The 13,110-nt window shown below is 33.1% G+C and carries 18 protein-coding genes and 1 pseudogene; 9 read left to right on the forward strand and 10 right to left on the reverse strand.

Features of this window, described 5'->3' with window-relative positions; all coding sequences use genetic code 11:
• Positions 1–119: 119 nt before the first annotated feature.
• Entirely contained in the window at positions 120–740 is a 621-nt protein-coding gene (locus tag ACTG3V_RS06970; protein WP_439131430.1) for a hypothetical protein, read from the forward strand.
• Positions 741–1,270: 530 nt separating this feature from the next.
• Here the strand turns inward: ACTG3V_RS06970 and ACTG3V_RS06975 are convergent.
• The 10 genes from ACTG3V_RS06975 to ACTG3V_RS07020 form a co-directional block, all read right to left on the reverse strand.
• A complete protein-coding gene (locus tag ACTG3V_RS06975) occupies positions 1,271–2,419 on the reverse strand; it encodes a hypothetical protein (protein ID WP_439131431.1) in 1,149 nt (382 codons plus the stop codon).
• A gap of 292 nt (positions 2,420–2,711) precedes the next feature.
• Complete coding sequence (locus ACTG3V_RS06980) at positions 2,712–3,149, reverse strand: hypothetical protein (RefSeq protein WP_439131432.1); 438 nt, start codon at positions 3,147–3,149, stop codon at positions 2,712–2,714.
• A 2-nt stretch (positions 3,150–3,151) separates the two neighbouring features.
• Positions 3,152–3,643 carry a hypothetical protein gene (locus tag ACTG3V_RS06985; RefSeq protein ID WP_439131433.1) on the reverse strand — a complete coding sequence of 164 codons (492 nt, stop codon included), beginning with the start codon at positions 3,641–3,643 and terminating at the stop codon, positions 3,152–3,154.
• Positions 3,644–3,683: 40 nt separating this feature from the next.
• A complete protein-coding gene (locus ACTG3V_RS06990; RefSeq protein WP_439131435.1) occupies positions 3,684–4,283 on the reverse strand; it encodes a hypothetical protein in 600 nt (199 codons plus the stop codon).
• Positions 4,280–4,495, reverse strand: a complete 216-nt coding sequence (locus ACTG3V_RS06995; RefSeq protein WP_439131436.1) for a hypothetical protein — start codon at positions 4,493–4,495, stop codon at positions 4,280–4,282. Before ACTG3V_RS06995 ends, ACTG3V_RS06990 begins: the two co-directional genes overlap by 4 nt.
• A gap of 90 nt (positions 4,496–4,585) precedes the next feature.
• On the reverse strand, positions 4,586–5,032 hold the full coding sequence (locus ACTG3V_RS07000; RefSeq protein WP_439131437.1) for a DNA cytosine methyltransferase: 447 nt from the start codon (positions 5,030–5,032) through the stop codon (positions 4,586–4,588).
• A complete protein-coding gene (locus ACTG3V_RS07005; protein WP_439131438.1) occupies positions 5,016–5,912 on the reverse strand; it encodes a DNA cytosine methyltransferase in 897 nt (298 codons plus the stop codon). The genes ACTG3V_RS07000 and ACTG3V_RS07005 overlap by 17 nt, the downstream gene beginning before the upstream one ends.
• Positions 5,909–6,697: a DNA adenine methylase gene (locus ACTG3V_RS07010; protein WP_439131439.1), complete on the reverse strand. Its 789-nt coding sequence runs from the start codon at positions 6,695–6,697 to the stop codon at positions 5,909–5,911. The genes ACTG3V_RS07005 and ACTG3V_RS07010 overlap by 4 nt, the downstream gene beginning before the upstream one ends.
• Before the next feature lie 87 nt (positions 6,698–6,784).
• Positions 6,785–7,252 (reverse strand): JAB domain-containing protein, encoded by a 468-nt coding sequence (locus ACTG3V_RS07015; protein ID WP_439131440.1) that lies wholly within the window; start codon positions 7,250–7,252, stop codon positions 6,785–6,787.
• A 105-nt stretch (positions 7,253–7,357) separates the two neighbouring features.
• Complete coding sequence (locus tag ACTG3V_RS07020) at positions 7,358–8,593, reverse strand: type IV secretory system conjugative DNA transfer family protein (protein ID WP_439131441.1); 1,236 nt, start codon at positions 8,591–8,593, stop codon at positions 7,358–7,360.
• A 175-nt stretch (positions 8,594–8,768) separates the two neighbouring features.
• Here ACTG3V_RS07020 and ACTG3V_RS07025 point away from each other — a divergent pair, with 175 nt between their 5' ends.
• The 8 genes and pseudogenes from ACTG3V_RS07025 to ACTG3V_RS07060 all read left to right on the forward strand — a co-directional run bounded on the left by ACTG3V_RS07025 (position 8,769) and on the right by ACTG3V_RS07060 (position 13,086).
• On the forward strand, positions 8,769–9,590 hold the full coding sequence (locus ACTG3V_RS07025) for a tyrosine-type recombinase/integrase (RefSeq protein ID WP_439131442.1): 822 nt from the start codon (positions 8,769–8,771) through the stop codon (positions 9,588–9,590).
• A gap of 410 nt (positions 9,591–10,000) precedes the next feature.
• Positions 10,001–10,255, forward strand: a pseudogene (locus ACTG3V_RS07030) (phage integrase N-terminal SAM-like domain-containing protein); the annotation flags it as partial.
• Between the two features lie 42 nt (positions 10,256–10,297).
• Positions 10,298–10,900: a tyrosine-type recombinase/integrase gene (locus ACTG3V_RS07035; protein WP_439131499.1), complete on the forward strand. Its 603-nt coding sequence runs from the start codon at positions 10,298–10,300 to the stop codon at positions 10,898–10,900.
• Between the two features lie 54 nt (positions 10,901–10,954).
• Positions 10,955–11,476, forward strand: a complete 522-nt coding sequence (locus ACTG3V_RS07040; RefSeq protein WP_439131443.1) for a replication protein — start codon at positions 10,955–10,957, stop codon at positions 11,474–11,476.
• A 159-nt stretch (positions 11,477–11,635) separates the two neighbouring features.
• The gene (locus ACTG3V_RS07045) at positions 11,636–12,007 is read left to right on the forward strand and encodes a helix-turn-helix domain-containing protein (RefSeq protein WP_439131444.1); all 372 of its coding nucleotides are present in this window, start codon (positions 11,636–11,638) and stop codon (positions 12,005–12,007) included.
• Positions 12,000–12,485, forward strand: coding sequence for a hypothetical protein (locus ACTG3V_RS07050; protein WP_439131445.1), 486 nt, complete (start codon positions 12,000–12,002; stop codon positions 12,483–12,485). The genes ACTG3V_RS07045 and ACTG3V_RS07050 overlap by 8 nt, the downstream gene beginning before the upstream one ends.
• Positions 12,486–12,574: 89 nt before the next feature.
• Positions 12,575–12,826, forward strand: a complete 252-nt coding sequence (locus ACTG3V_RS07055) for a hypothetical protein (protein WP_439131446.1) — start codon at positions 12,575–12,577, stop codon at positions 12,824–12,826.
• Positions 12,827–12,915: 89 nt separating this feature from the next.
• Complete coding sequence (locus tag ACTG3V_RS07060; protein WP_439131447.1) at positions 12,916–13,086, forward strand: type II toxin-antitoxin system RelE/ParE family toxin; 171 nt, start codon at positions 12,916–12,918, stop codon at positions 13,084–13,086.
• Positions 13,087–13,110: the final 24 nt, after the last annotated feature.

Below are 13,110 nucleotides of genomic sequence, written 5' to 3' on the forward strand. Positions count from 1 at the left end.
TTAGCTAGAAGAAGAATGACTGCAAACGATATTAGTGTACTAAATCAGGGACTTCAGGACTTTATTAACAATGCATTAGAGGTTAATCCTGATATCGAACTATTTATAATTGAATAATGATGAAATATTTTATTTTTATACTATTAATTTTTTTTGGTAATCGAGGATATTGCCAACAAGTTGAAGTAAATATATCTTCACATAAATATCTCTTTTTAGGCTTGCCAAATTCTATAGACATATATAATAAAGGAATTGATTGTTCTGATTTAAAAATTGAAGTTGATAACGCCAATTTTACGAAAGATTTATGTAATTTAATTTTGACACCTAATTTAATAGGTCCACTTAAAATAATCATCTATGATAGATTTGATAATGTTGTTTCTGAAAAGAGTATGATAGTAGTAGATATTCCGTTAAAAGCAGAGATAATAGCCCCTATAGATCAAGATAAAAAAGTGCTTTATAAAAAAGCTCGTGGTTTAAAAATCACTATGGATCATCCTAATTTATATTTCAATCCAAATCATACAGAGATTTCTTATGATTTTATTTTGATTAGGAATAAAAATGTATTGTTTTTTAAAGAATATTTTTCAACTAGATTTGATAACGATATTTTGAAAGTGTTAAGTAGCTTAATTAAAGAAGATATATTAATTTTATCAGATATCGTAATTAAAACAGAAGAAGGTTTCTATAAAGTTCCAAATTTATGTATTACAATTGGTGGATAAGGTAGTGTGTCTTGTCCTGAAATAGGTTTACCCCTGATGGCGCTAGTATAACAGTACACGCTAGTGCTAGCATTTGCTAGTACCGTCAAAAATAATAATAACAAAAAGCTATGCTGAAAAGTATAGCTTTTTGTATTTTAGTATTGCTATGAGGCAGGGTAGCTCCAACTGACCAAAATTGATGTGCTCCACACTCGCTATTTTAAACCACGACAAAAGGGTTCCAACATTGGAATTATCAGTAATAATAGGGTTTTAGGAAAATTAAATTAATCATAGTCGTAAGAAGGATATTCATAAAACGAATATCCTTTTTTATTTTTAAAAACCCAAGAAAATTTGTTTTGTTCGTTAAAAAGATTTTAGATTTTGCTCAATAATTATCTTTTTCAAGAATTACATCCAATAATAATTTTACAATCATTAAATTGTTGATTGGCTTCTACTCTATTTTTTCTAGCGTCTTGTATTTTCTCTTTAAAATGATTTTTATCAGGAATTTTACCATTTACAACCTCAAAAGGTGTTAATCAAAATAAATCAGTTGGATATCTACGATGATTATAATATTCAACAAAACAATCTAAATCTTTTAAATGCGTTTTTTCATTCAAAGAATATTTTCCGTTAAGAAATTCTGTTTTATAAATACTGTGAGTACTCTCTGACATCGAGTTAGAAAAAGGGAAGTCTTTGGTTTGTGCTGTTATTTTGGTAACAACTGGTGGTGCTTGAATATTTTGAACCCAAGATAAGAGTTCTCCTTTGTTTTCACTTCCACCATCAGATAATATGTTAATTGGTTTTATAGCATTTAACAAACCAAACTTTGTAAAAGTTTCAGCAAAAAGGTTTTTGATAAACTCACTTCCAGCTTTTCTATTAGTAGAGCTATAATGTAAAATCCCTTTAGAAAAATTATCTTTCACAAAAGCTACTTTTTGCATCCCATCTTCTAGCGTATTTACATTTGTAATATCGACGTGCAACCACTCAAAAACACGAGAAGCTCTAAATCCTTTTTGACTTGGGTATTTAAATCGTTTTGCTTTGATATATCCTAAAGCAGAAGCATATTTATTAAATGTAGATTTGCTACAAAATACCAAACCATTTCTCAAAGCGTGATAATATAAGGTCACTTTTGTTTTACCAAAATTGGCAGGATCTATCACCAAATTTTCAATTGCAGAAATTTCATTCACAGCTAATTGATTTGGATGTTGTCGATAACATTTTTGAAAAGGACTAATTCCGCAAACCAGTTTTCTTTTTTGATGGTAATACCAATCTTTAGAAATACCATAATATTTACAAGCCGTTTTTACATTCACATTTGCCAAAGATTTCATCTTCTCAATCGAAGTAATAATATTATCAGCGTGTAATTTCAAGAGTTGTTTGTTATAAGAAAATTCCTGCAACATATTTAGATATCCTTTTCTAGTTTCAACAAGAAACCGCAAAGATTTGTAGAGAAAAGCAGAAGCAAAAACATCTTTTATATCATCAAATTGTTTGATGTAAGAAGAAACCCACTCATTTCCATAATAATTTTGGTGCTTGAACTGATTCCAATTGTATTTTGTGGTTTTGGGCAACTCACAAAGTTGTTTCGTATCTAACATTCCACTTGCATAAAGTAGAATTATCAAAGGGTGATAATTTCTTTTGTACATTTTCTCATAGCTTTTTCAGAAGCTAAAATAGAAAATATTAGCATTGTTTTTTTTTAAAATTTGGATTAAAAAAACACTCAAATCAATGAGTGTTTAAACGTATTAAATTTTCATCGCATATACAATAACAGCCGTTTTCTTCTTTAAAAAGGTTACAGAAATTATAGTATGCTGTTCGTCAAATAACTTACCCAATTCAAATAATTTTGAAAATTCATATATTCTTCAAAAAAATCTTTCAAATAACATTGATGTGATTCTTTGATTACAATACGTACTTGCTATAAGTTACTCATTCCAACCAAATCTCATACGATTTTTTAAACCCACACCAACGATGATTTTGATCATACCCACGAGAAGCCAATTCAAAGCGAATTAGCTTTTCAAGTGAAATTTTATAAAATAAAATCATTCGAAGGATCTCGCCATCTATGGTTGCAATTTCTCCTAGAAGCTCCTCAAAATGAGGCAAAGGTTCCTTATCCATATGTAAAATACGAATTTCATCATAGGTCATCTCACTATAATTTTCAGGTAAGATATCCAAAAAGGTCGTCTCCATTTCTATAGCCGTCGCCTCTTCCACCACAGCCCAATCATTATCAGGCCCGTGAATCACACCAAATTTAATGTTCGCAATTCGGTATTTAAAGTTGAGCCATAGACAATGATGAATCGCTTTCTCTTGAGAAGAGAAGATGTCCAAATAAAAGTTTTTGACATCCATGATTATTTCTTCTTTGTAGCAGTCACACGACCATTTAAAGAAATGATATCCTCATGAGAAGATTTAGGATCACCCGCTTTTTTTCGAAGTACTTTCTGTGTATTAAACAACGAACGACACTTCACATTAAAGGAAGCATACGAAACAGGCGATTCTCCATTTTTTAAAGAAGCGACATATTCATCATACCACTGTTGGTTGGTCAATTGATGGTCTTTAGCTTTGACTATAAGATCAAAAGCAGTTGTGGCAATGGTGTTTAAACCACGCTGTTCGTCAGAGATTTTAAAACCAAGCTTTTTAATCTTTTCCTGTTGTGCTTCAGTTGCATACTTCAGCAATACAGCAAGGTCTTTTTGATACTCTTTTAAGCGATTTACCAACACTTGTTTTTCGGCTTTCACTTCTTCAATTTTCGCTTCTACGACAGGTAAAAGCACTTGATCTGTTGAGATGTTTTCAATAAGTACATCCACGGCATTTAATTGTTCCATACTATTTAGATTTAGTGCGTCTTTAAGACACGGTTTATATTCAATTTTTAATCCAGACTTGATAAACGACCAAGTCTATTACATTTAATTTTTCAGTCACTGCAATATTTGAAAGTGTTCGATTAGCTTCTTCAAGCGTGTCAAAACACGCCAAAGGAAGGGAAATTGATTGGTAGAGTTCAGCCTCACGAATAGAAGAAGGATACACCCCAAAGACTTTGCGAATAAGACCTGCTTTGGAGAGTAAACTTCTAAAATTAGTTCGGTCATATCCATCCCATAATTCAGTTTCTTTATTTGCTAAATAATGGATAGGATTTCCTTTGGTGCTAAAAAAGAAATCTATTTCCGTTTTAGAAAAAGAAAGCACTTCTATTGTCTTTCTATGAAGCATGGCGCTTATATATAATAAAACTCCAATGTCGTCTCCAATAATGGCTAATAGCTCTTGATCCGTCTTTAATTCTAAACGTGCTATTGTCCAATCGGTTTGATACAGAAAGAAAGCTATGTTAATTAGTTCCTCCCGAGTTAAACTTTCAACAACTTTAGGTTGAATAATGCTATGATTTTCATCAAACAAAACATCTGCTAACGCTTCTAAATAAAAACTGATTCTTTTGAGTTCTCGAAGGGTCATAGTTCATCATCTTTAGGTTCACAATGATTCTCAATAGTCGCTAATAAGTAATTGTAATCACTACTTTTAGCTTCCTCTATCACAAGGTTAATTTCTTGTTGCGTCCACCACTCTTTGCGAGCTTGTCTTCGAAATACGCCCATGATCACAAAAGCATTTCCGTTTACACCAATCAAATCTAGATTGACTGTTTTTTTAATAATTTTCTTCATACTTATTTAGTTTTAGTGGTGCAAATTGCACCGATTTATATTCCGTTTATGATTTAAGTTGATACAGACTGTTAATACTAAAAGGGATGATTACTCCCTAAACACAGCCAGTTGCGCTGCCAAACACTCCACTGCTCCAACCACTAAGGCATTGCCCATAAAGAAGGCACGTTGCGTATCTGTAATGCCCTCACAAAGCGTAAAGTTGTCAGGAAACCCATTTAAGCGTTCCAGTTCTATGGGGTGTAATCTTCGATACCGTTTATTTTGATATATGGCATGTTTTTCTCTAGTAATATAGTTTCCTCCTTCACGGGTTAAAATCGTTCTAGAGGGCTTGTCAGTAGGATCAGGGAAGGCAACGTTTCCCTCACGATAGGTATAAGGTTTACCTGTTTTTTTGCTGATTCGAGGAATGGCTTTTGCACCCTTAACCCTTTTCCATTTGGGAAGGTCTTTGGGTTGAATAAAAAAGGATTCAGGAATTTCAGAAACGGGAAGTAGGATATCTCCTAGCGTATTAACTCTTTTTTGCATAGACAGGTTTAACTTTAATTGAATAATGACGACCCTCGACCATCAGCCCAGCTTTTTCAAAAGCGACTTCTTGATTTTTAAAAGCCTTTATTAGGGTCTCTTTGCTATCAAAGAGTTTTTCAGTTTTAAGTAAGCTATCTTGAACCACTGGAAACGCTTTTGCAGCCAATCCTTCTTGGAGTAACCAAGCTTTTGGGTCTGCATTTTTTAGGGTATGGAACAACTTTGTTTTTTGATGAAACCCATATATAAATACCCGACGTCTTCTTTGTGGGAATCCATAATCCGCAGCATTGATGACTCTCCATTCCACAGCATAGCCTAGCTTATTTAAGCAATAGAGAATTAAAGAAAAGTCACGTCCTTTTTGTTTCGAAGGAGAACACAGCAGGCGATTTACATTTTCTAATAAAATATAAGCAGGTCTTTTTTCCTCTAGAATGCTATTGATAGCCCACCAGAGTTTTCCTTTTTTACCTTCGATGCCATTATTATGCGAACGATTGGCAATTGAGAAATCTTGACAAGGGAAGCCACCTACCAATACATCATGATCAGGAATAACATCCATTTGATGAGCAACAAGTTCTTCAATATCCATTTCAGAATGATTTGCATTTGGCCATCGATTCTTATAAACAATATTGGCGTGTTGTTTCTTGGTTCGGGGTTCAAATTGATTGCTCCAAACCACTTCAAAAGGAGCATCTTTCTTTTTAGGATAGCCTTCCAAAGCAATCCTAAATCCACCCACCCCTGCAAATAATTCCACAACCCTTAAGGGTTTCTTCTTTTTTGAATGATGTGCTTTCTTTCTTTTTAGTCTTGTTTCCTGCTTATTTTTTCTATGCTCTTTTTTCTTCTTTCTAAAATGAATCATATCGGATAGTTGGCGGTTAAAACTTCTGTTTTCCGTTTGCGTGGTTTTCCTTTGACCCCTTTTTGAGCGGCAAGTGGTTTGTCAAAACGTAAGGTGTGCCATCCATTTTTTTGGGTATAAGAAGCTAATAATTCGGAAGGGTAGCCACTCAGTAGAAATTTACCTTTGATATGGGATAAAGTTTCTAAAAGTTTGGTATAATCTTCCTTTGTATAACCACTATAAAAAGATTGACAAGAATTAAAATACGGAGGATCTACATAATGGAAAGCATCGATAGCATCTCTACTTTTAATGACCTTGTTGGCATCATTATGTTCAATTTGGGTATGCTCTAAACGTTTATAAATTTCAGTATCAAAGCGAATCTTTTTATTGTTCATTTTGAGAACTTGTTTGCTATATTTATCGTAACCCCATGAACCAATTTGACAGGAGAACCCCATATTAGTGCCTATATAGAAAGCCCAGGCCTGCTGTAATTTGTTAAATAAATGAGGCATTTTATAGATCACCAAAGCCACTTTATAACTCGCTCTTGAAAACAATGTAGCCTCTACTTTTGCTTTTAACGAATTGAAATCAGTTTTAACAACCTCATAAAAGTTAATCACCATATTGTTAATATCATTGATGGTTTCGGCTTCGCTTTTTTCTTTAGCAAAGAAGATAGCTCCACCACCAAAAAAGGCTTCTGTATAGATTCGGTGTTTGGGGATTAAGGGAAGTATGGTAGATACCATATTTTGTTTTCCTCCATAATAGGAAATAGGGGTTTTGGACATAAATAGTTTGGTAAGCAAAAAGTTGATAAATAAGAATTACGAATTGCACCGAAGTGAATTCGTAATTTTCAAAGGTTTCATTGGAAACTATAGGTTTCCTTGGTCAGCAAAGGAATAATAGGATTCAGAGGTCAAAATCAAATGATCCAGAAGTTTGGCATCAAATAAACTCAATCCTTTTTGAAGTATTTCAGTGATTCTCTTGTCATCCTTAGAGGGTTGTAAGACTCCAGAAGGATGGTTATGCGCTACAATGATATGAGAAGCATTGGATAACAAGGTTAATTGAATAATCTCTCGGTAATTGACGATGACTCCTGAAATAGTGCCACTAGCATTCGTAGAAATTCCTAAGATTTTATTAGCTCTGGAAAGAAAAATTGTCCAAAAGAATTCCTTAACATCCAACACATTCTCATCAGTATAATTTCTTAAAACTGTAGTTGCCTCTAATGAAGAAGCTATTTTTTGCATAGAAGAAAATAAAGGACGTTTGTAGTGGATTTCAACTTCATAAGGATTCATAAATTCAAGAGAAAGTGCATTTGTTTTCATACATATTAATTTTAAGGTTCGTTTTATATCGCTGATCTTTCTTTAAAAAAAAGTCAGTGACATTGCTTTAAGACTAGTATGCTGGAATAAGAAAAAGAGTAGAGTTCAGCCTTTTGGTGCATCAAACCAATTTTTAGTGATGGTCTTGGCAGAAAAAGCCTGAGAAGGTTTTCCGTTGATCATCAATTTTAAATAAATATGATAATTTTCTAATCCAATAAAATCATTGGCAGAGAAAATAGGATAGAATTCTTGTGCCATATACTTGGCATCTGCATAGGAAATTCTAAAGCAAATAATGGTTCCGATATTCCCTAAAACTGCTTCTTTAATTTTTACTGGAAGTTGATTCAAATACTGGTGTGCAACGATAAATCCTATTTTAAATTTTCGAAGCTCCGCAAACATATTGACAAGGGATAGCGTCGTAAAATTGTGAAACTCGTCCAAATAAATAAAGAAAGGTTTTCGGCTTTCTTCCTCAATTAAAGAGCGATGAAAACCAGCTGCAGACAAAGAATTTAACAACAAAGAACCTAATAAATGGGCAGAATCAGCTCCCAATGTACCTTTGGATAAGTTTATCAAGAAGATTTTTTCAGTATCGATAATCGATTGAATAGAGAGTTGTTGGGTATTGTCAACCAATATTTTTTTAACCATTGGAATAGCCAGAAAGCTTCCAATTTTATTTAAAACAGGTAGAATATCTGTTTTCGAATATTTGGAGTATTGATGACTCCAGAATTGTTTGACTTCTTTGGACACAATATATTGTTGGCATTGGTTTCGAAATGCTTCATCAACAAGCAGTCGAGTGACATCTGAAAACGTAGCTTTTGGCTGATCAAGTAGGCTTAAAAACACATTTCTGAGGATAAATTCTAATTTGATTCCCCAGGCCTGCTGTCCCCAAATTTTTTGAAAGGTCTCAATCATATGAGAAGCAATCAAATGTCGATGCTGATAAGCGACTCTTCGAAGGGGGTTATAACCCCAAGTGAGATTTGGATTGGAGGTATCCAAATACACACACTCTTTTTGACGGATTTTGGGAAGACTTTGATACACTTTTTTGACCAAATCGCCACTCACATCAAAGAGTGCCAGCCCTCTAGAATGCATAATATCCTGATGAATTAATATTTCTAAAACGTTCGTTTTCCCACTACCTGTCTTACCTAATAAATACATTCCCACATAGCGATCCTGCTGATAAATGCCAAAAACATCTTTTTGATTGCGAAAATCGGCTTTTGCAAAATAAGAAATATAGGGATGAAAAAATTGTGTCATAAACATCATTCTAATCAAACCTTTTCTTTTTTGGAGTAATGCCAATTGGTATTTTTTCTTTATACCAAAAAGCAGGACTAGAATTTTGAGATGGATTTGATTAGATAGAGATATGTTAACATCCACTAGCAATATTAATGATTGTTTTGACCAATATCTCTCGGAATGTGAATACACAAAAAGATTGAGCTCACATACGATGAATAGTTACAGAGATGTGATGAAAAACTTTCTAAAAGTAATGCCTGAAATTAAAACACCTTTGGACTTACATCCCTATTTAGTGCATGAGTTTTTTAAAAGACTTGGAAAAAGAGCGAAAAAAAATGATATGGAAATTAAAGTATCTACGATAAGGACTTATTTCAACAAACTCAATGTGTTTTTCAATTGGTTAGAAATAAATGATATCATTGAAAAAGATTCTTTAACCACCAAAATCATCAAACCTCCTAATCCTAGATACAATGATGCAAAAGCATTAAGTAATGCTCAAGTCTCTAAAATTATAGGGGCTATAGCACTTCATAACATGGAGAATGATGAGCAGCTTAAAAGAGACTTAGCAATTGTTAAAACGCTTCAATATTCAGGAGTTCGTAAAGGAGAGTTAATAGGGCTTCGAGTTCAGGATGTAGATTTTACGCAAAAAACTTTATTCATCAATAGCCAGACCTCTAAGTCTAAAAAAAGCAGGCATATCCCACTTCATTATTCTTTGCAAAGCGCCTTAAAGTTTTATCTTAAAACAAGAGCTTCAAAAAATATTACCTCTGAGTATTTATTTGTATCTGTCAGAAGAAATACACCTTTAACCCGACAGGGAATGAAGTATTGGGTTAGAAAATACAAACGATTATCAGGAGTGAATTTTCATTTACATCAGTTCCGCCATACGTTTGCTTGTAATCTAGCTATCCAAGGCACAACCATTATCAGTATTAAAAACTTATTAGGACATTCAACGACCCAAATGACCGAACGGTATTTACGATCCATTCAAACAGAAGATGCACGCTCAAATATTGATCGCCTTTTGTAAAAATGTTTGTGCAATTTCCTTGATTTTGCTAAACTTGGTGAGTCGATATATTTATAAATTTAAGAATCATCAATTTTAAAGATGATTTCATTGATGTATCCATTTCTTGTACAAAAGAAACAAAAAAGTGATGCTGACGGGGTTCAATGAAAAAGATATTTTTTTGAAGCCAATTTTTCTAAAACCCTTATACCACAATAAAATAGCCCATTTTAGATTGGACACCATTCCTGATAATGACGAGGTCCCAGGTTCAAGTCCTGGCACGCGTACAAAATCCCCTTATTTCTCAACGTTTTAGAGAGATTCAGGGGTTAAAAAATAGGGCTGTTAGACCACGTCCTTAAAATATAAGTCTCTAGACAACTCAAAAATTCTCTTGTACAAGTAATCGATACATTCACACAGCTATGCCTATTGAACTATTACTAGAAGACTTTTGCCATTACGCCAAATATATGAGAGGCGTGTCAAAGGAAACAGAAAACCGATATCGTGAGAAAATTTCATATTTCGCGAAGGCTTCCAAAATTGCCCTTATCAGCGATGTTTCAGAGAAAAAGGTACATTCCTTCTTTTTATACGGAAGAAAGGACAAGAGATGGAAGATTAGCACCTACAGGACCTATTACATGACCTTGATAGTGTTCTTTCGTTGGTGCGTTAAACATAACTACTTAGAGACGAATTATCTAAAAGATTTTGAGTTGCCAAAATTAGAGAAATCACTCCCTAAAAAAATAAGAAAAGAGGAAGCTTTTCGTTTGTTAGAAATTGCGTATAATTACCCATATACTAAGAAATACTTAAAATATCGCAATCACGCGATCTTCTCTTTATTCTTATTTGCTGGACTTCGTAAGAGTGAATTACTGCATCTAAAAATGACTGATGTGGATCTTGAAAACTTCACTATTTTTATTCGAAAGGGAAAAGGAAACAAAGATCGAATCATTCCTATCAACTCTAATTTAGCAAAGAGCTTGCAACGTTATCTCGTGGAGCGAAAGAAAAACTATAAAACCTGCCCAGAATTTTTTACCAGTTGTAATCTCAATCAAGGATTCACCAATTCAGGGTTGAAATTACTCACCAATAAGTTAAAAGAAGCTTCCGGGATTTCGTTTACAATTCATAAATTGAGACATACCTTTGCTACTTTAATGTTAGAAGGAGGTTGTGATATTTATAGTCTTTCTAAAATGATGGGACACAGTGATATCAAAACGACCACCATTTACCTTTCTGCAACTGCAGAGCATCTGCGAGCACAAATCATTAAACATCCATTGAATGATTTTGTTACGTAAATTACCAAAAAGCTAAACTTTTAAAATCAAAGTATCTTTAGGATACTTTTTTATATGCAGTATTATCATCATTCGACACAGGTACCCAATGACATCTTCGATGAACACTTATCCAACTTAAACCAAAGTCAATTAAAAGTGCTTTTAGTAGTCATTCGTCAGACATTAGGATGGGTACATCTAAAAACTAAGCAACGCAAACGCAAAGATTGGATTAGTATTTCGTTCTTTTCCAAAAGAACACGATTAACCCATAAATCCATATCTATGGCAATTTCTTCTTTAGTTTATAAAAATTTAATCGTGGCGTTAGATTATGATGAAAATGAATTAAGACATGGAAAAGACAGGAGAGGAAAGAAACGTGTTTATTATGCTTACGCTCCTGTATTCAATGCTTTAAAAAAACAAAGATGTGTAAAAAAGGTAAATACCATGTGTACTTATCCATCGTATACAAAACAAACACATACAAAAGAAAACAACACAAAAGCAAAAAGTACCTATCATCGAAAAACTGACAAAGAACGATATCAGGATATTTTAAAATTAAAACGAAAAAAAGCCGAGACATAAACGTCGATTCAATTTATACACACTTCGTCAACATATTTTGGGCGAGAGCGATTTTTTTTGGTACTCCGGTACCAAAAAGCATAACTCCAAGATAATAAATTTCAGAGCTAGTATACTAAAAGACATAGAAGACTAACCTCTATGCCTCTTATCCAAATTATGAATATCATCCATTATTTAAAACAAGCACGTCGCAGTGCAAATCTAACCCTTCAAGATATGGCGTATCTCTTAGACATGGATTTCTCAAATCTGTCTAAATATGAAACGGGAAAGAAACAGCCTCCTGCTCGTGTGATCATAGCCTATCATATAATTACCAAAACACCATTGAAAAAACTATTTAAATATAGTCTGCTAGGAGTGATCGATGTAGTTTCTAGCAAAACCACTTCTTTGATTACACAGTTGGAAGAAGAAATCACAACTCCTAAACTTCAAAAAAGAATTCTTGCCTTATATGAAGTATTAAACAATATTGGCTGCTTACAAGATATTAACGAACAAGATTATGACAACAAAAGTGAGTAAACAACAGCGGATTACACTAGCTTTATACCCAAATACTTTTGGTGTCGGTTTTGTTATCTGTGAGGGACCCAAAGAGATATTAGACTTTGGAATTAAAAAGGTACAGCCGATTTCACATCATAAATATCTAAAAAAAGTGAAAAAATTATTTGAATATTGTAAACCCCATATTGTACTGCTTCAAGATTATAAATCTCGAAAAATATCCAATAGACAAAAGCGAATTATTGATGCGATTATACAGTTGGCTAGAGCTCAAAATTTACAACTGAAAACCTATACTCGTTCTCAAATTAAACAAACTTTTTTATCTTTCGAAGCCAAAACCAAATATGAAATTGCCATGGTGGTTTTAAATTGGTATCCAGAGTTGAAGGATAAAGCACCTCACAAACGATTGCCTTGGATGGCAGAACATTACCAAATGGGGCTTTTTGATGCTTTTTCGCTCATGTTGACACATTATTATTTGGAGTAGTTTTTATTTAAATCTATAAGCACCAATGTTATACTTTTTTTAAGTAGTTAATAATAAAAAAATGTAAATTTGAACGTAACACAACGATTATGAGTATTAAAGAAATAATTATAGAAAAGGTAAATTCCATCAATAATCCTGAAATTTTAGATAGTATTTTAAGTCTAATATCTACAGAATCTGAAATGGATCAAATTTATCAATTTTCTGCAGCTGAAAAAAAGTTAGTGGAAGAAGGAATAAAAGATGCCGATAGTGGAAATATTTACAGTCAACAGGAATCGAAAAACATCATCTCAAAATGTCTACAAGAGAAATCAAGTGGACTTACAGGGCAATAAAAGATAAAATCGCTATTTATGAATATTGGATTCGTAAGAATAAGTCGATTTCTTATCCTAAAAAATTAGAGAGCCTCTTTAATTAAGTAATGACCTTGACAGCGATTTTTCCAGAAGCTGGTATGCAAACAGAATTCGATGGAATTCGGATTCGTGTTGTAAAACATTTTCAATTAGTATATCGAATTACTGATGTTACGATTGAAGTACTTACAGTTTGGGATAGTAGACAAAATCCAAAGAAGTTAAAAATTAAATAGTATGAAACTCCAGCAAAATTTTTT

The sequence above is a fragment of the Polaribacter sp. genome, from assembly GCF_965660385.1.
Taxonomy (GTDB): Bacteria; Bacteroidota; Bacteroidia; order Flavobacteriales; family Flavobacteriaceae; genus Polaribacter.

Coding starts and splice junctions, on each gene's coding strand:
- ACTG3V_RS06980 (WP_439131432.1), bottom strand. CDS start 3,149: ATGGATGTCAAAAACTTTTATTTGGACATCTTCTCTTCTCAAGAGAAA.
- ACTG3V_RS07015 (WP_439131440.1), bottom strand. CDS start 7,252: ATGAAAACAAATGCACTTTCTCTTGAATTTATGAATCCTTATGAAGTT.
- ACTG3V_RS06995 (WP_439131436.1), bottom strand. CDS start 4,495: ATGAAGAAAATTATTAAAAAAACAGTCAATCTAGATTTGATTGGTGTA.
- ACTG3V_RS07000 (WP_439131437.1), bottom strand. CDS start 5,032: ATGCAAAAAAGAGTTAATACGCTAGGAGATATCCTACTTCCCGTTTCT.
- ACTG3V_RS06970 (WP_439131430.1), top strand. CDS start 120: ATGAAATATTTTATTTTTATACTATTAATTTTTTTTGGTAATCGAGGA.
- ACTG3V_RS06990 (WP_439131435.1), bottom strand. CDS start 4,283: ATGACCCTTCGAGAACTCAAAAGAATCAGTTTTTATTTAGAAGCGTTA.
- ACTG3V_RS07005 (WP_439131438.1), bottom strand. CDS start 5,912: ATGATTCATTTTAGAAAGAAGAAAAAAGAGCATAGAAAAAATAAGCAG.
- ACTG3V_RS06975 (WP_439131431.1), bottom strand. CDS start 2,419: ATGTACAAAAGAAATTATCACCCTTTGATAATTCTACTTTATGCAAGT.
- ACTG3V_RS07025 (WP_439131442.1), top strand. CDS start 8,769: ATGAAAAACTTTCTAAAAGTAATGCCTGAAATTAAAACACCTTTGGAC.
- ACTG3V_RS07055 (WP_439131446.1), top strand. CDS start 12,575: ATGAGTATTAAAGAAATAATTATAGAAAAGGTAAATTCCATCAATAAT.
- ACTG3V_RS07010 (WP_439131439.1), bottom strand. CDS start 6,697: ATGTCCAAAACCCCTATTTCCTATTATGGAGGAAAACAAAATATGGTA.
- ACTG3V_RS07040 (WP_439131443.1), top strand. CDS start 10,955: ATGCAGTATTATCATCATTCGACACAGGTACCCAATGACATCTTCGAT.
- ACTG3V_RS07045 (WP_439131444.1), top strand. CDS start 11,636: ATGAATATCATCCATTATTTAAAACAAGCACGTCGCAGTGCAAATCTA.
- ACTG3V_RS06985 (WP_439131433.1), bottom strand. CDS start 3,643: ATGGAACAATTAAATGCCGTGGATGTACTTATTGAAAACATCTCAACA.
- ACTG3V_RS07060 (WP_439131447.1), top strand. CDS start 12,916: ATGACCTTGACAGCGATTTTTCCAGAAGCTGGTATGCAAACAGAATTC.